Annotated in this window: 27 protein-coding genes and 1 tRNA gene; 9 read left to right on the top strand and 19 right to left on the bottom strand. The window is 54.3% G+C overall.

The features are described 5' to 3' along the window. Positions 1–162 precede the first annotated feature (162 nt). From H8K04_16955 to H8K04_16965, 3 genes are read right to left on the bottom strand one after another with little or no spacing between them, the layout of a single operon-like run. Entirely contained in the window at positions 163–1143 is a 981-nt protein-coding gene (locus tag H8K04_16955; GenBank protein ID UVT15475.1) for a hypothetical protein, read from the bottom strand. A 21-nt stretch (positions 1144–1164) separates the two neighbouring features. Then, positions 1165–1698: a Slp family lipoprotein gene (locus H8K04_16960; protein ID UVT15476.1), complete on the bottom strand. Its 534-nt coding sequence runs from the start codon at positions 1696–1698 to the stop codon at positions 1165–1167. Positions 1699–1734: 36 nt separating this feature from the next. Further along, complete coding sequence (locus H8K04_16965) at positions 1735–3297, bottom strand: hypothetical protein (protein UVT15477.1); 1563 nt, start codon at positions 3295–3297, stop codon at positions 1735–1737. 968 nt (positions 3298–4265) lie between these two features. Between H8K04_16965 and H8K04_16970 the strand changes: the two genes are divergently transcribed. Then, positions 4266–4700, top strand: coding sequence for a hypothetical protein (locus H8K04_16970; GenBank protein UVT15478.1), 435 nt, complete (start codon positions 4266–4268; stop codon positions 4698–4700). Here H8K04_16970 and H8K04_16975 read toward each other — a convergent pair. From H8K04_16975 to H8K04_17020, 10 genes are all read right to left on the bottom strand, one after another. After that, positions 4695–4886 (bottom strand): peptide-methionine (S)-S-oxide reductase, encoded by a 192-nt coding sequence (locus H8K04_16975; GenBank protein ID UVT15479.1) that lies wholly within the window; start codon positions 4884–4886, stop codon positions 4695–4697. The genes H8K04_16970 and H8K04_16975 overlap by 6 nt on opposite strands. 220 nt (positions 4887–5106) lie before the next feature. Then, positions 5107–5268 (bottom strand): hypothetical protein, encoded by a 162-nt coding sequence (locus tag H8K04_16980; protein UVT15480.1) that lies wholly within the window; start codon positions 5266–5268, stop codon positions 5107–5109. 220 nt (positions 5269–5488) lie between these two features. Beyond that, a complete protein-coding gene (locus H8K04_16985; GenBank protein ID UVT15481.1) occupies positions 5489–5869 on the bottom strand; it encodes a PilZ domain-containing protein in 381 nt (126 codons plus the stop codon). A 71-nt stretch (positions 5870–5940) separates the two neighbouring features. Beyond that, on the bottom strand, positions 5941–6576 hold the full coding sequence (locus H8K04_16990) for an OmpA family protein (protein ID UVT15482.1): 636 nt from the start codon (positions 6574–6576) through the stop codon (positions 5941–5943). A 331-nt stretch (positions 6577–6907) separates the two neighbouring features. After that, complete coding sequence (locus H8K04_16995) at positions 6908–7048, bottom strand: hypothetical protein (protein UVT15483.1); 141 nt, start codon at positions 7046–7048, stop codon at positions 6908–6910. Between the two features lie 329 nt (positions 7049–7377). Next, a tRNA-Arg gene (locus H8K04_17000) sits at positions 7378–7454 on the bottom strand. Positions 7455–7517: 63 nt separating this feature from the next. Beyond that, positions 7518–8018 (bottom strand): shikimate kinase, encoded by a 501-nt coding sequence (locus H8K04_17005; GenBank protein ID UVT15484.1) that lies wholly within the window; start codon positions 8016–8018, stop codon positions 7518–7520. After that, a complete protein-coding gene (locus tag H8K04_17010) occupies positions 8015–8869 on the bottom strand; it encodes a shikimate dehydrogenase (GenBank protein UVT15485.1) in 855 nt (284 codons plus the stop codon). The genes H8K04_17005 and H8K04_17010 overlap by 4 nt, the downstream gene beginning before the upstream one ends. Before the next feature lie 43 nt (positions 8870–8912). Continuing rightward, positions 8913–9674 (bottom strand): SDR family oxidoreductase, encoded by a 762-nt coding sequence (locus H8K04_17015; GenBank protein ID UVT15486.1) that lies wholly within the window; start codon positions 9672–9674, stop codon positions 8913–8915. Further along, positions 9671–10546, bottom strand: a complete 876-nt coding sequence (locus H8K04_17020) for a tRNA (adenine-N1)-methyltransferase (protein ID UVT15487.1) — start codon at positions 10544–10546, stop codon at positions 9671–9673. Before H8K04_17020 ends, H8K04_17015 begins: the two co-directional genes overlap by 4 nt. Positions 10547–10651: 105 nt before the next feature. On the opposite strand from H8K04_17020, the gene H8K04_17025 reads away from it, so the two are divergent. The 7 genes from H8K04_17025 to H8K04_17055 all read left to right on the top strand — a co-directional run bounded on the left by H8K04_17025 (position 10652) and on the right by H8K04_17055 (position 17566). Then, positions 10652–11980: a nodulation protein NfeD gene (locus H8K04_17025; protein ID UVT15488.1), complete on the top strand. Its 1329-nt coding sequence runs from the start codon at positions 10652–10654 to the stop codon at positions 11978–11980. 27 nt (positions 11981–12007) lie between these two features. Beyond that, on the top strand, positions 12008–12754 hold the full coding sequence (locus H8K04_17030; protein ID UVT15489.1) for a slipin family protein: 747 nt from the start codon (positions 12008–12010) through the stop codon (positions 12752–12754). Between the two features lie 260 nt (positions 12755–13014). Next, positions 13015–14262 (top strand): sigma-70 family RNA polymerase sigma factor, encoded by a 1248-nt coding sequence (locus H8K04_17035; GenBank protein UVT15490.1) that lies wholly within the window; start codon positions 13015–13017, stop codon positions 14260–14262. Positions 14263–14414: 152 nt separating this feature from the next. Beyond that, entirely contained in the window at positions 14415–15158 is a 744-nt protein-coding gene (gene lipB, locus H8K04_17040) for a lipoyl(octanoyl) transferase LipB (GenBank protein UVT15491.1), read from the top strand. A gap of 41 nt (positions 15159–15199) precedes the next feature. Beyond that, positions 15200–16453: a Glu/Leu/Phe/Val dehydrogenase gene (locus H8K04_17045; GenBank protein UVT15492.1), complete on the top strand. Its 1254-nt coding sequence runs from the start codon at positions 15200–15202 to the stop codon at positions 16451–16453. A gap of 117 nt (positions 16454–16570) precedes the next feature. Further along, complete coding sequence (locus H8K04_17050) at positions 16571–16864, top strand: hypothetical protein (GenBank protein ID UVT15493.1); 294 nt, start codon at positions 16571–16573, stop codon at positions 16862–16864. 177 nt (positions 16865–17041) lie between these two features. Continuing rightward, the gene (locus H8K04_17055; protein UVT15494.1) at positions 17042–17566 is read left to right on the top strand and encodes a hypothetical protein; all 525 of its coding nucleotides are present in this window, start codon (positions 17042–17044) and stop codon (positions 17564–17566) included. 152 nt (positions 17567–17718) lie between these two features. On the opposite strand, the gene H8K04_17060 is transcribed toward H8K04_17055, so the two are convergent. From H8K04_17060 to H8K04_17070, 3 genes are all read right to left on the bottom strand, one after another. Beyond that, a complete protein-coding gene (locus H8K04_17060; GenBank protein ID UVT15495.1) occupies positions 17719–18651 on the bottom strand; it encodes a D-alanyl-D-alanine carboxypeptidase in 933 nt (310 codons plus the stop codon). A 224-nt stretch (positions 18652–18875) separates the two neighbouring features. Further along, on the bottom strand, positions 18876–19082 hold the full coding sequence (locus H8K04_17065; GenBank protein ID UVT15496.1) for a hypothetical protein: 207 nt from the start codon (positions 19080–19082) through the stop codon (positions 18876–18878). 94 nt (positions 19083–19176) lie between these two features. After that, positions 19177–20361 (bottom strand): VCBS repeat-containing protein, encoded by a 1185-nt coding sequence (locus H8K04_17070; GenBank protein ID UVT15497.1) that lies wholly within the window; start codon positions 20359–20361, stop codon positions 19177–19179. A gap of 181 nt (positions 20362–20542) precedes the next feature. Between H8K04_17070 and H8K04_17075 the strand changes: the two genes are divergently transcribed. Next, complete coding sequence (locus tag H8K04_17075; GenBank protein ID UVT15498.1) at positions 20543–20863, top strand: hypothetical protein; 321 nt, start codon at positions 20543–20545, stop codon at positions 20861–20863. Positions 20864–20937: 74 nt separating this feature from the next. Here H8K04_17075 and H8K04_17080 read toward each other — a convergent pair whose 3' ends face one another. From H8K04_17080 to sppA, 3 genes are read right to left on the bottom strand one after another with little or no spacing between them, the layout of a single operon-like run. Then, complete coding sequence (locus tag H8K04_17080; protein UVT15499.1) at positions 20938–21939, bottom strand: PCP reductase family protein; 1002 nt, start codon at positions 21937–21939, stop codon at positions 20938–20940. A 25-nt stretch (positions 21940–21964) separates the two neighbouring features. Then, the gene (locus H8K04_17085; GenBank protein UVT15500.1) at positions 21965–22243 is read right to left on the bottom strand and encodes an integration host factor subunit beta; all 279 of its coding nucleotides are present in this window, start codon (positions 22241–22243) and stop codon (positions 21965–21967) included. A gap of 48 nt (positions 22244–22291) precedes the next feature. Beyond that, complete coding sequence (sppA, locus tag H8K04_17090; GenBank protein ID UVT15501.1) at positions 22292–23194, bottom strand: signal peptide peptidase SppA; 903 nt, start codon at positions 23192–23194, stop codon at positions 22292–22294. Between the last annotated feature and the right edge of the window lie 32 nt (positions 23195–23226).

Consider the following 23226-nt stretch of genomic DNA (forward strand, 5'->3'; position numbering starts at 1 on the left):
TTGACGATACGGAATTGTTAATGATTTGTTAAATCAGCTACGACTTGGTTGGCTGGATCGGAGTGCGAAGCTGTTTTGACGCACTGATTCATCCTAATCAGATAAAGGGGGAAAGTGGGTACGTGAAGTACCGGCACAGTGGACTGAAAAGCCAAAAGCGAACTATTGAGCAGGGACGGCTTTGAAAGGTTTTCTCTTAGGCGTCGGCTGGGGTGGTTCGCGACGTAACTGTTTTAACTGCTCTTGTAACTCTTCCATACGTGCATCTTGCTTATCCAGTCGATCCCGAAGCTCTTGATTGATACTGGAAAGCTCTTCAACTTGATGTTGGAGCTCTTCTGATGAAGTACGACCTTGACCCCTTTCTATTGCGGGTGTTGCGGGTGTGAGGAATGGCGACCCAGCTCGCTCCTGATTCATAGGTGAGCCTGGGACTTTCTCTCTCTGCACCAGGACTTCCTTGACATTCAATGAAAGGTGGACTGTTTCAAATGGTGCCCATCGTGGCTGTTCGAGATCCGGCACAGCCGCCACTTGAGCGGGAGCGATCACTGAAAGCTTCATCCCCTTGGTGTCTCGGATATCTCGCAGTTCTCCCCCACCTGAGTCTGTCCGAATAATCGAGGAGTGGTCCGTCACGATGACATGAAGATAGCGCCCGCGAAAAAACAGAAAGCCTATCGTTCTATCTTCGCTATAGGTTACATCCGGCTTTGGCAATGAAAACGACACTCGTTCATCAGGTTTCGCCTCTCGGAAGGCCGACACGAGATGCCCCGAGATCGCCGATAACTCCTTGGGGGTGAAGAGAGGCATAGGTTGCGGGCTTGTCACGAGGCCGACGAGAGTGCCGCTATACCCGCTGACCCGAATACACTGGAGAAGCGATTCCACATCTTTCGGAGTTATATTCATCGGATGATGATTGACCACCAGCTGGGAAGCACGGGCGACTGTAGGATCGGTATCCAACCCGATGCGAATACCCTCTCGGTCATACACCGTTCGTCCCTGGCTCAAGCTGCTGCAACCAGCGATGTTGACAAAAATGCAAAGAGCCATCCCTGCAAAGAATGTCCATGCGACGCGCCGCTTAACGGGGGTTGGGTTTGTCATCTTGTCGATGTTTGAGAACGCCTCCATACCGCCTTTCTGGTCCTGCGCTTAGGGAGTTGATGCGTTTGCACAGACCGTTTCTTGCTTGAGCGTGACATATCCTGCTTCGTAGTAAGGAAAGTCTGCGATCTCTCGTCCCTGTGTATTCCAAAAATGAAGACATTGGGCGGCGACAACCGGAAAGCTGCGGGAGAGATTCTTGACCGTGAAGACTTTCCACGGATGAGTCACGCCTACGGCGATCACTCGATTGCCCGGTTGGAGATTCGGCATCTCGATGGTTCCCTGATAGATAATGACAAATTCCCCGTTGCTTTCGCCATTGTCCTTTGGACCGTAGGCCGGATAGTCGACGATGGGCATCTGAGAAACGACGATGATCACCATGTCATCGGAAGACTGAGCACGCACAATCCGCCCTCCGATTTGAACTTTTTTAGATTCGGATCCATCGTGCCACAGGGAAAAATCAAAATGGGTATCAATACCTTCCGTTGTCTTGGGTGGAAACACATGATGGGAAGGCGCGCAGGCGCTCATCATAACCAAGGATAGGATCAGAAGCCCACTAACAATTTTCACATTCACCTCCTCACGCCGTTCCATCAAGCATCGTCACTACATATATCGCAGCTGCCACTGAAGGAAAAATGCGTTCTGTGCAAATGGGTCCGTAGCGGCATTAAGCGCCACACCCGGCCCCAATCCTGAATGGTGTCGAAACTCATAGTTGAACTGGATTTTAGACTGCATTTTGGGCGGAAAATTTTCAAAATAATACGTCAGGCCGACGATTTGTCTGGTATAGAGATCGCTCGACAGTCTGGTATTAGGATCGAACTGCTCATACATATAGACCGGCTCAAAGTTTTCGAGTGGCCCTTCCGTGAAGAGATACTTGGCCAGGACATACCAGGTACGTCGATTTGCCCCCGGCGCGCCGGATCCGCCGCAGCTATCAAGACAAGCTCCATTGGCAGCCGTACCCACCGTGGTGGGATTCGAGCCGTCATGCCCTTGCCAATATTCTCCATAAACCACGAAACCGGGCAAAAACTTCGGGTTGTAACGAAAATCCACTCCATAGCGGTCGAAGTGACCTTTGCCACGACCATTAATGAATGTCCCGGCATTGTTTGACGTCCCCTGAATCATGGTGAAACTGACAAACGAGACATCGTCGCCAAAAAGCCGGATGCGGGTGTACACGGCCTTCGGTTGATTGGCCCCGCCGATCCCGGACGTGTTACTGACTATGCCGTTGGCTTGAAAGTTATTGTTGTTCATGACACCGACCACGTATTCGAGACGATTCAGGACTTTGCCTCGAACATCGACAAAGTAATCGCGTTCTTGAAGGAACTCGATCGCTCCGCCCGTGCCATTCCTATTTTGACCTGGTCCACCACCGCCTCCCACTCCATTTAAATAAGGAGAGCTGATGATATCCCGCAAACCACCTGACGTTTCAGTAAAGATACCGAAGGGCATGCGGAAGACTCCCATCCTGATGATGTTGAGGTTGGGCGCCCATGATTGAACCGGCCGAACATCGATATAGGCCTCGCGAAAGAAGGTCGCGACGGTCGGATTGGACGTGCCAGATAAGGGTGTGTTGTTCGTCAAATTCGTACTTTGAAACTCCATCAACATATGCCAGCGCGGAAGATAGTCGCTCAGTCTTCCCCACAAAACCAGCTCGGCGCGGCGAATAGACAAGCTATCCTGACTTCTTCCTTCGGGAACATTGGCGTTGACGTGTCCATACAGAAATTGCAATGCATTCAGACCGATATTGACCTTATCCCGCAGGATCGGAAGAACTTCGGTTCTGCTCTTCCAATCCTCCAAGTTGTCCAGTCGTCGTGTTTGGTGTACAGCCTGATATTCTTGCTCTGATCGAATCCGGAGCCACTCTTCCTTGGTGATGGAGCCCTTCTGAAGGAGAAGATCTTCCAGAGATATTCGACCCGGTGGGGCGTGACTAGCCGGTGATGATCCTTGCTTCTCAGGCGGTGAATCGGTCTGTTGTGCCGTGACTATTGGGTTCTGCGATGGTCTCTGACTGGTTGAAGTCTCCTGAGCCAATAGAGGTTGCTGTTCCAGCGCGAACGATGTAGCCATAAGTATGGTCACAAGGATCATTGGGGCATTACCCGCCGTACCAGACAAACTTCTCATGCAAGATCCTCCTGATAATAATTCTATGTAGGGTTTACGCCAGGCTTGTCTTGTGAGGGGATGGTCGTCTCTGTATTGACTGCAGTTGCCCGGGGAAAACACCCAAAGTAATCGCTCCGTTCTGAGCTTGGGCGAGTAGGAATAGAAACCATCGCAACCGTATCACCCCCCACCGGTACCGCAGTCGGCTCATGGTCATATTGAGTGAGGAATTTCTTCGCTTCGTGATGATAGAGCCGATCCGGTGTGGCAAGCAGTTGGAAGCTGGAGGCACGATCATCTAACATCATGACCTTGCCGGTCTTACTGAGCATTGGCTGCAGAAACTCCGTGACGGCTTTGGAGCTTCTTTTTTCCCATCAACGGCGATTTTCTGCTGAAATCTTTGAGATTCCGCGATCAGATGAGTGGCGAGTGGGTTCAGTGCATCTGAACTCTGAATTTTGAAGGCACCGCTGACCTGCTTCTTCGGAGTATATTGAGTCAGTGTAGAATTTGCGGTTACGGCAGCTAAGGGGTCACCGTGTTTCGCTGAAGATCGTTCAGCCAAAAAGACTAGGTGAAGTAAAGAGAGCAGAACGAACACAACCGTTCTCTTAGAGGATGCAATCATGCTGCTTCTTTGCGTAAGCACAAAGACTGTCGGTTTTAGGTCTAGAGGCGAAGAGTTGCGCTGACAGACGCTACGTGAAGCGCGACATTCGAACAACTAGGAGTTGACTCTAGTTGCAAAACTAATTCTGCTGGGGGATGAATCACATACTTGAGACAGTGAGTAACTGTGTTGTTACACACGTATTAACTTCGAGTTACGAATGTGTAAACCAATTAACACCAAGCTTAGACGAAGACGAACCGGACGGGAATGGCGCCGGTTATTCAATACATCGCGATTCATGCCACTGAGCGTAGCGACTCTGGTCGTTGGGAACCTTATCTACATCATTTGATCGGTCTCCGGAGGGAATATGGCTATTCCAACAACTTCAGAGACAACCAAACATTCGGAACCTCCTCTTTGGTCGATCGGCATCGCGGCTCTCATCATTCTGCTCGCTCCGCTCGTTTTATACTCACTTGCGCCGACAGGTCCCCTACGCGACGGCGATACCGTATTTTCAGATGGCCAACAACAAGTGCGCATCAGCAAGCCAAGCCCAACCCGACCAGAGCTGACGGATGATACCTGTTTGCTTGATCCAAACAGCCCTCTGATCGTCATCCAGCCACCTACCGACCAAGCCGAGGATTCAATCATTGCCCAAGTCCAAGGCAATCCGGCTAACGAATGGCCCTTTTGCCCCGTCCACGCTGAGGTGGTACTCCAGACCCATCAAGTATTTCAGAAGCCGGCTGTGTTTGGGACAGTGCGGGAATTACTGACTAGATTTTTCAGCTCATGACCGAGGGGGGTCTGACGTCTTCAATCGTCCGGTGAATGGCCTGCGGAACTTTGCGACCTTGGGACCAACGACGACCTGACAGTATCCTTGGAATGGATTTCGAGCGAAGTATTCCTGGTGATAGGATTCCGCTTCATACCATTGGCCGGCCGGCGCAACCTGCGTGACGATGGGAGCCTTGTACAACTGTCATGCTGCTTCGCATGTAAGGTTGCCCAGAGTTCCACCTATGTAACCGGACTCAACCGATTCCGCACCAGTGACCTGACCGTAGACCGCCACAAGACATACAAACAGCCGCCCGCGAGCCTGGCAACTTTCTTCTCAGATGGAATCGATCGAGTTTCATCTCCCATCGTGTGCGGTGCGACGTGAATGGTAGGACTTTTCTCCGTACGGCGGGCGACTACTCTTCTTCTTCCTCCTCAATATCCTCGATCCCTTCATAACTCATTTCAGGAAACGACGCCGAAGCCTTTTCGCAGGCAGTTTCAACCATCTCTTCGGCATCTTCTGCTGAATCGGCGTCGACCAGAAACTTCACAGTGATGGCATACCTCTGTTCCACTCCCGACTCCTTTCTCTGTCGTTTGGCCAAGAATGTTGTGATCTATACATCAGTTATTCTCCACTTTCTGACAGTTGTGGTGGTCGTGTCAACCTCGCCTCGAAAGCATTTATTGAGAACAGAGTTCGACGATAATTGGACAATACTCAATAGGGCTTCGTGGGGATGAACTACTTGCGAGAGAAGTGGGGATCGTGGTTGGTCAATGCTGGAGTGAACATCACTCTTCGTGCTCAAGATCAATGAGAACCTTCTTGAGCTTCGCAAACTCGGCAGGATCAATGCGCGAAAACGCGACACCAAAGCTGTTTCCCTCAACCCATCGGACAGTGACTTCGTCAATCCGCAACGGCCAATCAAGCCCGGGAACGTGGAGCCGGCATTCGAATTTTGCTCCCTGCGCCACATTCATATCGCTTTCGACTTTACAACCGCCGACAGAAATATCCAGCGTGCGTCCCTGCCCCTCCTGTTTTTGTCCAGAAAAGGTGCTGCGGAACTGCGCGGTGAATCGCGGTTGGATCCTGCGTTCCTCCGGCAGAGTTTTGGCCGGAGCCTGCTCCGCAGCTTCGGATTTAAAGAGAGAACCAAGTTTCTTCAAAGAAGCACTCCCCCTCAGATCGGATTATCAGAAACGGCCGATGATAGTTCTTCACCTCACGGAGAACCGCCCTACTTCTTAGTTGACAGAAGCATGTGCCCACGACGGTTCTGTTGATAGCAGGATTCGTCCCGATCAAAGCAAAAGGGACGTTCTTTACCGTATGACACGATCATCACCTGCTTCGAATTCACCCCCGCTTCCGTAAGATAACTTCGAGCGGCTTTCGCGCGCTTATCACCTAATACGACGTTGTAGTCGCTGGTACCTCGCTCGTCGCAATGCCCTTCAATCTTCAACACCGCTCCTGGATGATCCTTCAGATACGCGGCATCGTGGTTGAGCGCTTCCATTCCGACCTCTGATAACCCCCATTGGTCATAACCAAAGAAAACGTCCTGCAAACCCGCCTCCACCGCAGCTTTTTCTTCTTTCGTGAGTTCGGCGCGCTGGCGAGCGGTGAGCCCAGACGGATTCATCGCCGTGGAGTACCCCCCTTGCGCAAGACGTTCTTCAGACGGATTACGTGAAAATCCGCTCAACTCCCCGCTTGACCCTCCGCCTGAAATGCTCGGGACCTTTGAGCTCGCGCTGCCTGATCCACCTTCACCGTCCGACTGGAGCCATTTCGTATTACAGCCTTGGGCTGATACCAACACTAGTCCCATCATCACGACAACTCCAGACTTGATGACCACTCTGTTCATGACCGCTCTCCTCCGTTCAGCATTTAGATCCAGACACTCAATCAGTTCGCGACTTCCGTGTCGTGAAAATCTGGTGCGAAGCCCTGGAGTTACCCTCTCCGGATAAATATAGCACCGCCGTGAAAAAGTGACGGTTGCCACCCCGGCAGAGGCCAATGACCCCCTGAGCATAATACTTTCAATGTGTTATGAGAGATAGGCCGCTGGCTCAGTCGGTTGGTTTTGACCAAGAAAAGGGAATTTCTCTCAGGCTAAGACACTGGGTAAGAGAGAATAGGTCAAGAAAAACGGTTGAGGCAAAGCCACAGGATTCGAGAAGGCTATAGATGACTTAGCGGTATCTGTTCCGATCAGACCACCGGATCGGTTGCAAAACCGCTCCCAAACCGGCCACACCACAGATAAACAACAGCATAGCTAATGCAATCACCAAGATAAACGCCGCCCGCACATCGTGCAAAACAGGGATCATGGTATGTCCCTCCTCTTGCTCGAGTCATCAACGACCCCACCCACATTCGCAGATCCAAGGGCTCATCGGGTCCGTCTTCTGAAGAAGCCTACCACAACAGGGACATTGTCGAGTCCAGACAGACCGAACTTTTTGAGGAAGCCCCTTTGTGCTCACCTTGACTTGTCCACTATATCGGCATAACCGCTTCACGTGATAACCCCCCTCCCTCCTGATCCCGTCAACTTATATTACTGCCCCCTTAATGGTCTATGCAGCTTTCGTGGGAGAACAGTGAGGCTGGGTTACATATGAATCGTGTAAGCGGGCGAGATGTTTGAAGTTATCCATGGTGCGCCCGGCAGGAATTGAACCTGCGACCTACGGGTTCGAAGCCCGGCGCTCTATCCAACTGAGCTACGGGCGCATCGACGTACATGAATCATGTTAGGGCGAGGCTTGTCAAGGTTAGGAAAGTCGGCCTGGAAGCTTACAGTCGGGCCAGAATCTCATCGGCAACTTGCGTGAGAGATCGTCCATCCGTTTCAATGACATGATCGGCAGCAGCTTGATACTTCGGGATCCGCTCGCGAAGGACATCCTGAATCTCATCGACAAAAGATTTGGCTCCGGTCAGGGAGGGGCGCTGTGTATCACGACTGATCCGCGCGGTTATCGTCTCGACCGAGGCAGTCAACCAGAACAATGTTCCCGTCTTTTTCAAGATCTCCACGTTTTTCGATCGAAGAATTATTCCCCCTCCCGTGTCGATGACGAGCCCATCACTGGCGGCCACCTTCTGACAGACCTGAGATTCGAGATCACGAAAGTAATCCCACCCATGTTGCTCCACGATCTCTGGGATGGTGTGTCCCGCCGATTTCACGATCTCTGCGTCAGTGGACAGGAGACTACGGTCCAGACGAGCCGCCAAGAGCTTTCCGACGGTGCTCTTCCCCGTACCTCGGTACCCAATGAGCACCACATTCATTGGAAGTGAGATTCCAATACGGTACGCATGACATCAACCGGGGCAGACTGATTGGTCCAGAGCTCGAATTGAGCGACGGCTTGATTCAGAAACATCTCCAACCCGGGGATTGTCTTGCACCCTGCGCGCTTCGCATCCTTGAGTAACCTGGTTTCGAGTGGATTGTAGACAATATCCATAACAGCAAGGCCGGCGTGGAGGAGCGATGCGGGAACACAAGTGGCATCGGCTTTCGGAGACATGCCGACAGGCGTGCAATGAATCAATACGTGCGCATCGGGAAGCACGCGATGAAGGGCGGTTTCATCAAGATACCCGTCCTCAACCGCCACCGCCGCCTGGGAGCGAACATCTTGCGCCAACGTTGCCCGTTCACGGTCGTCGACTCCCAGCAACGTCAACTTTTCCGGACGTGATTCGGCAGCCAGTGCAACGGCAATGGCTCGTGCCGCACCGCCGGAACCCAAGATGACGATGCGACGATCTCTCAGTTCGACCCCTCCTTTCCTCAGCGCCTGCAAAGCTCCGGTCGTGTCCGTGTTGTATCCAACGAGCTTGCCCTTTTCGGCGACGATCGTGTTGATGGCGCCGATCCGCCGTGCCGTCTCTTCCACCAGATCGAGAAACGGCATCGCTGCGACTTTATGAGGAATGGTTACGCTCGCTCCGCGAAAGTTCCCCAGCGCACGAAGCCCCTTGATGGCTTCGCCGATCGTTTCCACTTGCCAGGCCAGATAGACGAAATTGAGCCCGACTTTGCGGAACGCCGCGTTGTGGATGGCGGGCGACAGTGAATGTCCCACCGGATTGCCGATCACTCCGCAAAACTTCGTCTGGGTGTCTATATCCATATCACCACACAGCAGAGGTCGATGCAGTTCAACGCCACCACAGTTACCCTTTATAGACGGTCATGCCCCCATCGATAGGGAAGGTCGCCCCGGTCACCCAGGCCGCTTCATCAGACGCGAGATACAGAACCATATTCGCCACCTCTTCGGGCGTCCCAGGACGACGAATCGCATATTGAGCGAGAATGGGCTGGAGCATGTCGGGATTTGCCATCAAGGGGGCCGCCATGGGTGTCTCGATGAGGCCCGGGTTTACAACATTACAACGAATACCTTCCTTGGCATATTCGACCGCCAGTGCACGCGTCAAGGAGTCAAGCCCTCCCTTGGATGCCGCGTAGGCGGCTAAGCCGGAAAGACCGACCAGACTGGCGATCGACGAAATATTGACGATCGCCCCCTGCCCTTGCTTCAACATCTGGGGGATGACGGCTCGAGTCATGCGAAAGACCCCCGTTAAGTTGATCGCGAGCACGTCCGTCCAACTGGCATCATCGGTTTCGTGAAGACGTTTCCCGAAGGCACCGATACCCGCATTATTGACAAGGATATCGATCCTTCCAAAACTATCGATCGTTCGACGAACGACATCCTGTGCATGGGCTTCATCCGTGACTGAACCAGCGACTCCAAGAACTTTTCCCTTGTTGAGTCGGATCACAGCCGCGACACGATCCAATTCCTGTTGCCGGCGTCCTGTCACAACCACCGACGCCCCTTCTTCGGCAAAACGCTTGGCGATGGCTTCGCCGATCCCGGCGTTCCCTCCGGTCACCACGGCAACCTTGCCTTCCAACCTATTCATCGGCTCCGCTCCTCTTCTGCTGCATCAGGCATATCTCCCGAGTCGTCATCGAGGGCAGCTTCTCGCTCAGCCCTTGAACCGAGCAGCCCCGGCTCCACCTTTCGAGCCACGGTGATGAACCCAGAATGAGCAACCATACGATGATCAGGCCTCACGCTCCGGCCTTGCACGGACCAGGTTCGTAATAACGTCTCAAACGTCTCGATCATACCGAACACTGTCTCTCGTTCGAGCGCGTCGACGGTCTTCATGACCTGAGGCACGGTGGGGACAAAACTCAAATAGATGCCACCGGATCGAAGCGCCTTGGCCGCATGAGGAACGACCTGCCACGGTTCCGGCAGATCGAGCACGACACGATCAAACGGCACCTCGTCGTCGAGCAAATCGATGCCCTCATAGGCGTTTTTCCTGAAAGTGACCAGATTGGCTGGATTCATGGAACGGGTAATGTTCGTCAGAGCCGTCTGCGCAAAGTCGTCCCGGACTTCATACGTCACCACCAAACCGCCGGGCCCAACTGCGCGCAACAACGCCATGGTCAATGCGCCTGATCCCGTTCCGGCCTCGAACACTCGAGCGCCCGGATAGATATCCGCCCACATCGGAATGATCGCGAGATCCTTTGGATAAAGGACCTGTGCCCCTCGGGGCATCTTGAGCACATATTCCCCAAAGGTCGGTCGGATCGCCACCATCTTTTTGCCGCCCGAGAGCGTCACGAGGGATCCGTCGGGACGGCCGATCAGTGCATCATGCGCAATTTTCTGCCCGCTGAATTGGTACGTCTCTCCCGCTTTCAGCGTGAGGGCATACTGTCGCCGCTTTTGATCGACAAGATGGATCCGTTCGCCGTTAGATAATGCTGACATGCCGCGCATTCTAGGAGGTTCGTTCCCTGCTTTGCAACCAAACGCTATTCCTTGACAGGGTGGCAAGCGGGCCGTAAGATCCTCTCATCATTGACATTTTTCACGATGCCTCGTGATGGTCGGAAAAAGAGAAGTCCGTGTTTCCGTGGCCTCACCGCGGCGATTGTGGGACCGGGGTTGGCCCTCTGCCTGACGCTGTCCAATAGTCCCGCCCATGCCGATGATATTATCGTCGCAACCTATGAGGGGATCATTAACCCCGTCGCGGCGGAATACCTGCACGATGCTCTCGCCTTTGCTCAATCGTCTGGTGCGCACGCTCTGATCTTGAAACTCGACACGCCCGGAGGGTTGGACACCTCCATGCGTCTGATGATCAAGGATATTACCGGCTCGCCTATTCCGGTCATCGTGTTCGTCGCTCCCTCGGGAGGACGTGCCGCCTCTGCGGGAGTCTTCATTACGATGGCGGCCCATGTGGCCGTCATGGCGCCGGGTACCAACATCGGAGCCGCGCACCCGGTCGCAATGGGCGGCGGCGAGATGGACAACACGATGAAGGAGAAGGTGGAAAACGATGCGGTGGCCTACATTAAGAGCATCGCGGAACAGCGTGGACGAAATGTGTCATGGGCCGAAGATGCGGTTCGCAAAAGCCTATCGGCCACCGAGCAGGAAGCCCTGAAACTTAAAATCATCGATCTGATCGCTGAGGATATCCCCACGCTGTTGAAATACCTTCAGGGGAGAAAGATTGCGCTTCCCCATGGATCATTCACATTATCGGGCGAGACCGCTACGCTCCGTGAATTCCCGATGGGTACTCGTTTGGAGGTACTCAAGACCCTGAGCGACCCCAACATCGCCTATCTCCTGATGTCCATCGGAACGATTGGGATCATGGCCGAACTCTACAGCCCCGGCGCAATCCTTCCCGGTATCATCGGGGCCATCAGTTTGATCCTCGCGTTCTATTCGCTCCAATCGCTTCCCGTGAACTATGCAGGCGTTCTCCTTGTAATACTTGGCGCCGTGTTCCTTTTGCTCGAAATCTCCGTCACCAGCTATGGATTACTCGCATTGGGCGGCTTGGCCGCGATGACGTTGGGCGGTCTGTTGCTCATCAAGAGTGATGCGCCTTTTTTGCAGGTGTCCCTGTCGTTCTTATTGCCGACTGTCATGACGATCGGCGCCCTGATCGGCGTCATTGCGTGGACGGCTGTCAAGGGCGGGCGTCGCAGGCCGGTTACGGGCGCCGAAGGGATGATTGGATCGATCGGAATCGCACGGACGGATCTCAACCCCCGCGGTCAGATCACCTTGCAAGGAGAGATCTGGGAGGCGATCAGCCAAACTCCGATTCGACAGGGAGAGGCCGCAGAGGTGATGTCAGTTGAGGGACTGACGGTCAAGGTCGCCCCTGCCCACAGGTAACCGAACCGAAAAGAAGGAGCAGCCGCCATGTCATTGCTCATACCGTTGGTCCTCCTGGGACTCGTGCTCTATGCCAGCTTCAAGCGCGTCATGGAATACGAACGACTCGTCGTATTTGTTCTTGGCAAGTTTCAGACAGTGAAAGGACCCGGCATTCGGTTGGTGATCCCCGTACTCCAGCAGATGGTGCGTGTCAATCTTCAAACCGTCACGATGGAAGTTCCCTCGCAGGACGTCATCACGCGAGACAACATTTCCGTGAAAGTGAATGCCGTCATTTTTCTCAGGGTGGTTGACCCTCAACGCGCGGTGCTTGCCGTTCAAGATTATCTCTACTCGACTTCGCAAGTAGCCCAGACCACCCTCCGCAGTGTGCTTGGCCAGAGCCAATTCGACGACCTCCTCTCCAAGCGCGACGACATCAATGCCGAGCTGCAGCGAATTATCGATCAGCAGACCGAGCCCTGGGGAGTCAAAGTTGCTGCGGTCGAGGTGAAGAATGTGGATATTCCTCAAGACATGCAACGTGCGATTGCCCGGCAAGCCGAAGCAGAACGGGAACGGCGCGCCAAAATCATTCACGCTGAGGGTGAATTTCAAGCCGCGCAGAAACTCGCTGAGGCCGCCGACGTCATCAGTCAGAATCCCGCTGCCCTTCAACTTCGTTATCTCCAGACACTCGTCGAGATTGCGGCTGAGAAGAACTCGACCACGATCTTCCCGATTCCAATCGATACCCTTGCACCATTCATAAAGGGACTGCTCCCTAAATAGTGTGGCATTTCAGCCGATCGGCTGATGCCGATCCTACATAGATGCCGCATAACTGAGACAGTTTGTCCTAAGCTTCCTCATTAGCTCATTCTAATTATTCTGTTTTTTCGAGCTGATTAGACCTGCGATTTCTCATCTTCAATCCAGCATCCCTTTTGCTTCGTACCATCCGTAGATTAGGTAGATCCCGGGTTGAATCTTCTCAGCTCAATACGGCTCTAATAGGGTAGATGACGTTCAACCAACATGAGGGTGAAACGATGAAAGAAGAACTTCGAGTCGAGGAGATACACAAAGCATTCGTCCCGGATGTCGATGCCGATGACGCGAAGGCAAGCGGCATGTTGGGAATGATTGGTCGGGGAGAGGCTGAGGATTCCGGTACGGACGAGAAACCCCAGCCGGTCATGCGCACTAGTCAGGGGGCCAGTCCATTCCTCTTGGAAGCCTTGTATTTCCGTTCATTCGGCGAACGCGGGCTCTTGACGCGAGAAGAAGAGATCGTAATTGCCAAGCGCGTCGACCAAGGGACACGACGCATTCGCATCGCTCTTCGACAAGCCATGAAGACCCTTCTCAAATCCAAACGGTCATCGGTTGTAGCCGAAACATTTAAGGTGCTCCAAATCGTCAGACGATTGAGCGGGCTTTCGGCCACCGCATTGGACAACGCGGAGAAGGCGTTGGTGGCCGTTCTGAATCCGTTGGATGCTGACTCCAAACCAGCGGTAGCGACCGCAAAGCAACTCAACGTAGTGCTCGATGAAATCCGATCCGCCAGAATCATCCTGGAGCAAGGAAAGGATGAGCTCGTACGGTGCAATCTTCGCCTAGTGGTGGATGTCGCCAAGCATTACACAGGGCGGGGGTTGAGTCTCCTGGATCTCGTCCAGGAGGGCAATATCGGCCTCATGAAAGCCGCTGAACGATATCAGTATCGGAAAGGCTTCAAATTCAGCACGTACGCGACATGGTGGATTCGGCAAGGCATCACACGGGCGCTTGCCGACCAATCGCGGACGATTCGCATTCCAGTCCACCAAACCGAAGCTTCGCATCGAATCCTGCGTGTGATGCGAAGACTGGGGCAGCAGTTCGGGCGACCGGCTCGGTTGGAGGAGATTGCACATGTGCTGCGCATGAGACCGGAAAGGCTTCGCGAGACCGTCTTGGCGTTTCAGGAGCCGGTGGCATTGGAGACTCCGATCGGTGACGGAGATACCCAGTTCGGAGACATGATTCCCGACCAACAAGCCGTGCCACCTGACGCGCATGTCCACCGGAGTGAATTGACTCAACACTTGGATCGCATCCTCGGCACGCTCACTCCGCGAGAACAAACCGTCATCCGGCTGCGCTTCGGGATCGGCTACGATGAAGCCAGCACATTGGAGCAGGTCGGCCAAAGCTTGTCCGTCACGCGGGAGCGTATCCGCCAAATCGAAGCGAAAGCCCTCAAGAAACTAAAGACCCCTCAGATCAAGGAACTCTTCGCAGCCATCAAGTAGGCTCTTCGTTCCGAGGGCAACCAGGTTGCCCTCGGAACCCGACTTCCCTCTGCATCGTGAGTTATGCAACAATAATCCCTCCATGCCGAGCTTGCTGTTTCTTTCTGCCATTGCATCTCCTAGGCACACACGGTAGGTGCGCTTTGAGCCTCATGGATAAGCCGGTCTTCACCGATGGCCCTGTGACCGATCCGAATATCACCCCCTCTCCGAATTTCGACTCTCTTAATTGTCCTCCCGGACCGGTCCGCATCTTTCCTGAGCCGGTGCCCTATCTCACAGCGTGGCAACTCCAGTCTCGCATGCATGAGGAACGTGTCCTTGATCTTCGACCGGATACCGTTTTGATTCTCGAACATCGAGCCGTCTATACGCTGGGACGAAGGACGAAACCATCGCATTGGGGAGGAAATGAGGCTGCCCTGTGCGGGAACGGAGCGGACCTGCACTACGTGAACCGCGGGGGATCAGTCACGTATCACGGCCCAGGACAGATCGTGGTGTATCCCATCCTTAAGCTTGCTGGATTCGCGACCGGGCCTAGACAGTTGGTCTGGTTATTGGAAGAAGTGATCATTCGATTGCTTGGCCGCTGGAACATTACCGGTTCTCGCATGACCGGCAAGCCGGGTGTGTGGGTGATGACGCCTGAACCACAGAAAATCGCCTTTCTCGGTGTACGAATCGAACAAGGTGTGACCTTACATGGATTTGCTCTCAACGTGGATTTAGATTTGACGCCTTTCCTCCGGATTCATCCATGCGGGTTTCCCGATTGCCGTGTGACATCCATGGCGGCGGCGCGCAACGCCACGGTCTCCGTGGACGCCGTCAAACAGGAACTCGCTCAAACCTTTGCGAGGGTGTTTTCACGCAATTGGTCCGCGGTGGCTTGACCGCCGGTGCGCGACCATCGATGACGTTCATCGAAAGGAGCATGATGCAAGAGCTTGATACCCCGACCTTTCGCCTGGCGGTCGCACAATTCGATCAGGCAGCCGAGGCCATGCATCTGGACTCTAATCTCCGTGAACGTCTGAAGCTCCCTCAACGTTCTTTGGTCGTCAGTCTTCCGGTCCGAATGGACGATGGCCATGTGGAAGTCTTTACCGGCTATCGGGTTCAGCACGATTCATCACGCGGCCCTTCAAAGGGAGGCGTGCGTTACCATCCCGACGTGAACCTTGGTGAGGTCGCTGCTCTCGCTATGTGGATGACATGGAAATGCGCGCTTGCCGGTTTACCATATGGCGGGGCGAAAGGCGGAGTAAAGGTTGCGCCTAAACGACTGTCTTCCGCGGAGCTCCAGCGGCTCACCAGGCGCTACGCGGCGGAGATTTTTCCGCTCATTGGACCGGACAAAGATGTCCCGGCCCCGGACGTGGGGACCGATGCGCAAATCATGGCGTGGATGATGGACACCTACAGCCAGCAAGTCGGATATGCCGTCCCCGGCGTCGTTACCGGCAAACCTCTGTCGCTCGGCGGCAGCTTGGGCCGGGAAGAAGCGACGGGGCGCGGAGTCGTCTATGTCACGCAGGAAGCCCTGCGACATCTGAAGCTGTCGATGGAGAAGGCCACGGTGGCCATTCAAGGATTTGGCAATGTCGGTTCACACACCGCTCGCATCATGCAACAACAAGGCGCGCGCGTCATCGCTGTCAGTGATGTCAGCGGGGGAATCTACAATGCCAAGGGGTTGGATGTCCTGGAGGTGATTCGCCGTGCTCCCGGACTGCCGCTACAGGAAACCAAGCTGGGAGAGGCGATCACCAATGAGGAGTTGCTCGAACTGGAGTGTACCGTGCTCGTTCCCGCGGCACTCTCGGAGCAGATCACGGCCAAGAATGCGAATTCCCTAAGGTGCCGGATCCTGTCCGAAGGTGCCAACGGCCCGACGACGCTGGAGGCCGACAGCATTCTCGCAGACAAGGGCATCTTCGTGATTCCCGACATTCTCGCAAACTCCGGCGGTGTCATCGTGTCGTACTTCGAATGGGTGCAGGATCTTCAGCGCTTTTTCTGGAGTGCAACGGATATCCAGCATCGGCTGCAAGAAATCATCACCTCCGCGTTTCAGCGCACGCTTCATTTTTCGACTGAACGCCGAGTTTCGATGCGCATGGCAGCGCTGATGAGCGGGATCGATCAAGTCGCCCAAGCTCATCTCCAACGTGGGCTGTACCCCTAGGCGCACGATCCCACAGCAACCTTCATTGTCGAGCTGATGTCGAGACACTTGCTCCGCGACTTCTTCCTGCGCTAGGGTGATTCCTCGTCACATGCCGGAGAAGCGAAGAGGCACCTCATGACTCGGACTATGATCGCCACCGCGTGGGAACAACATTGCGCCAACGGATGGCCTCAGTTTTCAAGCCCACACGAGGGGCAATTGATGACGCTCGACACCGTCATCAGCGGCTGTGTGGTCTACTACCTAGACAGTTCCGAGGGTCTCGATCATCAACGGCTTGCCATTGTGAAGGATTGTTTGGGCGACCTGGACGATCTGACCGGGGAATTGGACGGTGATTGTCAGCCGTACTTTCTCCGGCTTCGTCGGCTCGGTGAGATGTTGCTGGCGACAGAGCGGCAATCATAACTCTTACGCACCGACAGATGTCCCTTCACCGGACGATGTCCAGCCGTCTTTTCTACGTGCCGTTCCTTGCAGGTTAGATTCCGCTTGGCTACAATGAAGCCCATGTTGTGTAGAAGCCTACCGGGCACGACCACTCAGGCCATTCGCTGATCTCAGAAAGAACGAAACGAGCAAGCCATGGAGAGCGCCGCGCGATTGTCAACCATCCTGTTTTCGGCTCTTCTTCTTGCGCTGGGCTCAGCGCATGCCGACCCGTATGAATTGAGTAAGAACGATGTCATGGAATCAAAGACTATTTCGAGCGCCGACATTTCGCTCTTCGGGGTTAAACTCGGCGACTCCGAAACCAAAGCCATCGAGACCCTCGTGAATGAAAAGATTTCTGGCATCAAGGCCGAACAGGAGGCCGCATTCATCTTCCTGCTTGACCAACGCAAACCAACCGGCCCGATGGCGGGGGTTCGCATTCAGGATGGCAAGGTCGATCTGCTCTTCATCAATAATCGGTTCGCCCACAAAACACGGGGCATCTTTCGAAACGTGCTCACCAGCGAAAGCCCGGAAGACATTCGAAAGTTACTGGGCAAGGAAGAGTATGGCGATGAAAACGTGATGGGCGCGGTCCTGGCCTATGATAGACAAGGCTTCCAGGTGAACTATCTGGGGAAAGACATCAACATCGAGTTTGCCCAGCCGCATTAGTCCTTTTCCTTCCGTTGATCCCCATCGCCGACCAGGGACTTGACTCAAGGAACAATCGGTCGCATGCAGCCTGCTCACATGATTTCTGCGCTACTCGCGTATGAGTAGGGCAGCCCGGAAATGGGTCATGCCGTAAGGACCCACGAAGGAGGCTATTGGATGGGACTGGTCATACGAAGACCGTAGTCGATCAGGCTTTTGGCGGTATTCCACCGGCGGTTCGAGTTCAGAATGACGAGCAGCAAGTCGCTGCCGTTTTGAGAGACTTTGGCAATGAGACATCTGCCGGCTTTGGATGTGAATCCCGTCTTCACCCCTTCTACACCGGGAACGCGACCAAGCAGGCGATTCGTATTATGAAGGACATATGCACGGTACCCACTGACGGGCGTGATAATTTCCCGCTCTTCTCTCACCAGCTCTCGGAACACGGCGTTCTGCATCGCTACCTCGCTGAGTTTCGCAAGATCTTCCGCCGTCGAATAGTGATCGGGACTGTCAAAGCCGCAGCCGTTACTGAAATGCGTATCGGATAAACCGAGGGCACCTGCTTTCGCATTCATCAACATCACAAATTGCTCTTCGTCGCCTCCGACATGCTCAACGGCCGCCAGGCAGGCGTCATTGGCCGAAACCATCATCATGGCCTTCAACAAATCCCCAAGACGAAACACTTCGCCGACTCTTAGACGCAGATGAGTCTTCGGAGCCCGTGCGGCATTCTTGCTCACAGTTGCCAGATCATCGAGGCGGCCTTTCTCCAGAATGACCAGAGCCGACATGATCTTGGTCAGACTGGCAGGAGACAGACGTTTCTCAGTCTCGTGCTCGAACAGCACACGGCCTGACCGCAATTCCTTCAAAAGAATACTGTGCGCAGGAACTCGCTTCCAGGGGAGAGGTTGCGGAACATAGCTGACGGTGTGGATGACCTGGCTCTTGGAATGCGCCTCCATCGCAGAGGCAGGATAAATCGAGAATCCGATCAACGGGAGAGAGAATGCCGCGAGGAGATTCAGGCACCAGAGAGTTCGGCCCCAGTTCCGCAAACGAGGGTCAGGTCGGATGGGGTCCTTCTGATCCAAAAACGACCGCCTCTCTTAGAAAATGAACGATTCGCGCACTTTATCACCTTTCCGCCCACTATCAAGAACTTTATGAAAAAATCTGAGGAGATCGGCTAAATCAATCCAAAACCCGCAATTTAGGCAGCGGGCGTATATTCTCCTGTTGATCAGGGTATAGTGCCGCTCCACCATCATGAACCCTCTGCACTTGAGGCATTGCATACATGTCCCGCTCTCTGCGACTACCGAAGGCGATTCATGATTAACGCGACACACCCGGCGAGCAATCCCCCACCGATGAGAGTCGTGCCAAAATACACGAACACATTTGTGCCTCCAGCCGGCTGAGTCCCCTCCCATAAATCGCGAACCCCGCCCTGCACCATCAAGACAGAGAGGGTCATTAAGGCCCCAATCATGAACCACCATGCGAAGGATCGAAGTGCCATCGTTAGGCTCGTAAATCTTGCGTGGTTTTGCCCAACGGTCACTCTAGCGAAGGGCTCCCGGGCTGTCAAGAATAGATGCCGATCGGTCGCCCCACTACTCTTTTGCCTCCGACTTTGCAATCGGTTTGAGACCGTGGTGAAGGAAGATGGAGACACTACCGCTTCCGTTGTCGGCAATGGCCAACCCCGGTTCCTCCGCCCCGCTCGTCGTGACCCGAAAGGATGACAGAGCGAACGGGCCGGACTTCGTCCGGTAGTTTCTCGGAGGGTAATGAAAAGTCCCGTCGCCTTTTCCGAACAAGATGGACAGGTCATTTGATTGAAGGTTGACGATGGCGACATCCACTAAATGATCGCCATTAAAGTCCCTCGCCAAGCCGAAGTTGGGTCCGGCGTCGGCACCCGAATCTTTGCCTGGCCGAAATGTCGCATTGCCGTTGCCGAGAAACGTGGTGAAGCTGTCCTTCTCTCCATTGATGACCAAGAGGTCGCTATGCTGATCGTTATTGAAATCGGCAAAGCTCACACCGAGGGGTCGGTGTCCAGTGGGATAGTCTTTGGGATCGCGAAATGATCCGTCGCCATTGCCGAGCCAAATGGAGACGGCGTTCGACATAGGGCCTCCATTCGTGACGACTAAATCCAGTCTCCCGTCGCCGTTGAGATCCGACAAAGCCACCGACGTGGGCGTGTCTCCATACTCATATTGAACGCCATGCCGGAATTCACCCCTTCCATTGCCCAGGAAGACCTTAATCTTGTCGTTACGCAGCGCGACCACCAGATCAGCATGGTGATCGCCATTGATGTCGTCCGTGGCTAGCGCGATCGGTGTGCGATGGACCGGGTACCGTTGACCCTCTTCAAACTTTCCATCTCCATGGCCGAGTAAGAGCGAGATTTCATCGCCGCCGGAGCAAGCCAAGGCAACATCGGCATGCCCGTCTTCGTTGAAGTCGCCCATTGCCAGGGCACGCGGTTCCTGGCAGACATGGAGTTGGACCTGATCTTTAAACGTTCCGTCACCGTTGCCCAACAGAATGGACACGCTATTGCTTGCAATGTTCGTAGTGATCAGATCGGTGAATGAATCCTGATTCAGGTCCCCGGTGGTAATCGTTGTCGGATTCTTGCCCACTTTGTAACTGGCAAAGTAATAGAAGGGATCCGGTGGAGTATAGGGGTCTGTCTTTGAGCAACCCCAGAAGCCGTCACCGGCCAAGAGACCCAGCAAAGCGATGCCGACGATCAACCTCTCCACATGGTGTTTCCGTCTCACGAGCACACTATCCCCACGATTTTAGGTTGTTAGGACCAGAAGACCTATGAGCACCCGTACCAGAAAGCTCAGTATACAGAGGCGATCTTCTCCCTCGCAATCTGCTGTGCTCACACATCAGCCTTTGAATTTCAGCATCCGCTTACGCTATGATGCTGCGTTCTATTTTAGGAGGATAAGCATGAGCACTATAGTGAATGTCGACATCACGATGTATGGGATCGCCGAAGTTCTGATGTGGTGTCTTGATCGGAACAAGGGGCGCGTCCCTGGTGTGGATACGCCGGGCTTCAAAAAAATGCAGGAGTTGTTGGCTCAGAAACCCCAGTCCGCCGACTACTTTACCCTTGATCAGTTCTGGAAGAAAAAAGTGACGTTACCGCTGACCGAAGAGGAAGTCGCGACGATCGATCGTTGTCTCTACGACATCCCCAACTTCGATAACGAACCACTCCCTCAGATCCGGCACAAGTTCTGGCCCCAGCAGGCGGAGACCCACTGACCGGACCACTTCGCGATCGAATAGTTTGTTGTCGATGGCCGCACAGAATGTGATGGGACAGGAAGTGTCGGCGGTCAGAGTGTGCCTTCGCCTTTGAGATACTTGCGGAAACGATCCATAAGGTCGGCTCCGAGCGTCCCTCCTTCAGGCTTCTTTGTCGATGGGTCGGCAAAGTGGCCACGAATCTCTTGGAGACGTTTCTCTGCCTGATCATTCCCTTGCAGGCGCTTGGTTTTCTGAAGAGCTGTATCAAAGGCCTCGAACGTCAACTCCTGGTACCCGAATGACCGGATACGTTTGACGGCCTTCATCATCGCCTGATTCCGAAAGACCGTTAGATGGTCGGAATCGATCTCCTTCAAGCCCAGCTTGCGGGCTCGCCGTTCAGCGGCTTTTCTGATTCCACTGCGTACGAAGTCGGGGGATGTTTGAAGACGTTTCCAAGCTTCATCGGTCCAACCAACCCGAGCTTGCGGGGTATCCCATAAATCCCGTAAAGCCGATGCATCGATACGAGTCAGATTTTTCCCCCTGGCCAGATCCTCAGTGTCGCGCTTCAACATGTCGGTCACGAAATCCAACGCGATGGGCGGCGAGTGTTTCAGCTTGTCTTGGAGCAATTCCACCGCTTCCGCAGTCCATTCCATCGGGGGGCCGCCGACCTCCTGAACATCACCAAGCGCCTCGACCTTCTCGAACAACTCGACGTTCACCTCGAGATGCCCGCGCTCTCTTGCAATCTCTTCCGCGATCTGCTTGATCATCGCCCGCATAAACTCAGGCACGGTGGCCAATCGTTCTTTCGCCGTAGCGGTCCACGGGAGACGCCCGCCGGCCATCTCTTCGGCGGCTGCCGTCATCCCGCTTTCTCCTCCCATGCGTCCCATCATCTGGCCCTTGAACTGTTCGAGGATCTCCTCCGTAATTTCTCCATATCCGAGTTCTCGGGCCTTCTTCTCGGCCAAACGGCGAACCATGCCGCGCAAAAATATGGGCGCCCGCTCCATCCGTTTGAGTGCGCCGTCGGTCCAGCGGATTTCCGTGGCAGCGGACTGAGAGAAATCTGATGTCGACATAAGTCCTTCTTGAAGAAGACTGTCGCTATTGATTGAGCAATTCTTTCAGCTCTTTACCGGCCTTGAAAAACGGCACCCGTTTGGCCGGTACGGCTACGGTTTCCCCGGTCTTTGGATTCCGCCCTTCCTTCATCCGACGAGCTCGCAGACGAAAGCTGCCGAAACCCCGAATCTCCGTTTTGTCGCCGTTTTTCAGCGAGTCCCGGACACAATCGAAAATCGTGTTGACGACCACTTCCGCCTGTCGCTTGGTCAACGTGGTGACCTGCTCAGAAACCCGCTCGATGATCTGCGCCTTGGTCATGTCCACTCTCCCTTCGCTTCGATGAACACCCAGCCCGCATCGACACCGCTAAAAGGCCATAAGATACTTCAAACTCACGCCCGGTTGAATATCCAATTTGGGAAACATCGTGCTGAGCTTCGAGTCCAAAATCTCACGCAGCGAGAACCGGCGTCGTGGTTCAACAACCTTGGGTTCGCCTTCGATTCCGACGACCTCGGCAGCCAATTGAATGGCGTCTTCAAGGTCTCCAAGTTCGTCAACCAGTTTCGCGTCCTTGGCCTGACGTCCGGTAAAGATTCGGCCATCGGCCAACGCCTGAGCAGTCCGAAGTTCCATCGAACGGCCTTCAGCCACAGCCTCGATAAATTGCTTATGCACGTCGTCCATCACGGCTTGCAGCAAGGCCCTCTCCTCCGCACTCATCTTGCGCAGAGGAGAACCCACATCCTTATATTTTCCACTCTTGATGACGACCCCTTCCACGCCGATTTTCTGCAGCAATCCCTCCACGTTGGCGGTTTCCATAATGACGCCGATGCTCCCGGTCAGCGTCCCAGGATTGGCCACAATCCGGTCTGTTGCGGCAGCGATGTAGTACCCTCCCGATGCCGCGACACTGCCCATCGAGGCAATGACGGCTTTGTTACTCTTGCTTCGAACTCGCTTGACCGCATCATAGATCTCTTGCGACGGCACCACACCGCCCCCCGGGGTATCGATCCGGAGAACGATGGCCTTGATGGACGGGTTTTCGCTGAATCGCTTCAGCTCTCCGACAGTCGTTTGCGAATCCAAGATGACGCCTTCGACTCGAATCAATGCAATCCGATCCTCACTGGACAAGTCGAGATCGGGGAACAACACATTCATCAGGACCAAAATCCCCACCCCCGCCATGAACAGCCAAAAGGCTTTGCGGAACACATGGCGCTTGGGAGGGCGTTCGGTCTGTGTCACGTCATCCGCCATTACACATGCCCTGCATCATTATGAAAACCGAC

The sequence above is a fragment of the Nitrospira sp. genome (assembly GCA_024760525.1).
Classification (GTDB): domain Bacteria; phylum Nitrospirota; class Nitrospiria; order Nitrospirales; family Nitrospiraceae; genus Nitrospira_D.

Coding starts and splice junctions, on each gene's coding strand:
- H8K04_16955 (UVT15475.1), bottom strand. CDS start 1,143: ATGGAGGCGTTCTCAAACATCGACAAGATGACAAACCCAACCCCCGTT.
- H8K04_16965 (UVT15477.1), bottom strand. CDS start 3,297: ATGAGAAGTTTGTCTGGTACGGCGGGTAATGCCCCAATGATCCTTGTG.
- H8K04_16970 (UVT15478.1), top strand. CDS start 4,266: ATGGCTATTCCAACAACTTCAGAGACAACCAAACATTCGGAACCTCCT.
- H8K04_16990 (UVT15482.1), bottom strand. CDS start 6,576: ATGAACAGAGTGGTCATCAAGTCTGGAGTTGTCGTGATGATGGGACTA.
- H8K04_16995 (UVT15483.1), bottom strand. CDS start 7,048: ATGATCCCTGTTTTGCACGATGTGCGGGCGGCGTTTATCTTGGTGATT.
- H8K04_17005 (UVT15484.1), bottom strand. CDS start 8,018: ATGAATGTGGTGCTCATTGGGTACCGAGGTACGGGGAAGAGCACCGTC.
- H8K04_17010 (UVT15485.1), bottom strand. CDS start 8,869: ATGGATATAGACACCCAGACGAAGTTTTGCGGAGTGATCGGCAATCCG.
- H8K04_17015 (UVT15486.1), bottom strand. CDS start 9,674: ATGAATAGGTTGGAAGGCAAGGTTGCCGTGGTGACCGGAGGGAACGCC.
- H8K04_17020 (UVT15487.1), bottom strand. CDS start 10,546: ATGTCAGCATTATCTAACGGCGAACGGATCCATCTTGTCGATCAAAAG.
- H8K04_17025 (UVT15488.1), top strand. CDS start 10,652: ATGCCTCGTGATGGTCGGAAAAAGAGAAGTCCGTGTTTCCGTGGCCTC.
- H8K04_17030 (UVT15489.1), top strand. CDS start 12,008: ATGTCATTGCTCATACCGTTGGTCCTCCTGGGACTCGTGCTCTATGCC.
- H8K04_17035 (UVT15490.1), top strand. CDS start 13,015: ATGAAAGAAGAACTTCGAGTCGAGGAGATACACAAAGCATTCGTCCCG.
- lipB (UVT15491.1), top strand. CDS start 14,415: ATGGATAAGCCGGTCTTCACCGATGGCCCTGTGACCGATCCGAATATC.
- H8K04_17045 (UVT15492.1), top strand. CDS start 15,200: ATGATGCAAGAGCTTGATACCCCGACCTTTCGCCTGGCGGTCGCACAA.
- H8K04_17050 (UVT15493.1), top strand. CDS start 16,571: ATGACTCGGACTATGATCGCCACCGCGTGGGAACAACATTGCGCCAAC.
- H8K04_17055 (UVT15494.1), top strand. CDS start 17,042: ATGGAGAGCGCCGCGCGATTGTCAACCATCCTGTTTTCGGCTCTTCTT.
- H8K04_17065 (UVT15496.1), bottom strand. CDS start 19,082: ATGGCACTTCGATCCTTCGCATGGTGGTTCATGATTGGGGCCTTAATG.
- H8K04_17075 (UVT15498.1), top strand. CDS start 20,543: ATGAGCACTATAGTGAATGTCGACATCACGATGTATGGGATCGCCGAA.
- H8K04_17080 (UVT15499.1), bottom strand. CDS start 21,939: ATGTCGACATCAGATTTCTCTCAGTCCGCTGCCACGGAAATCCGCTGG.
- H8K04_17085 (UVT15500.1), bottom strand. CDS start 22,243: ATGACCAAGGCGCAGATCATCGAGCGGGTTTCTGAGCAGGTCACCACG.
- sppA (UVT15501.1), bottom strand. CDS start 23,194: ATGGCGGATGACGTGACACAGACCGAACGCCCTCCCAAGCGCCATGTG.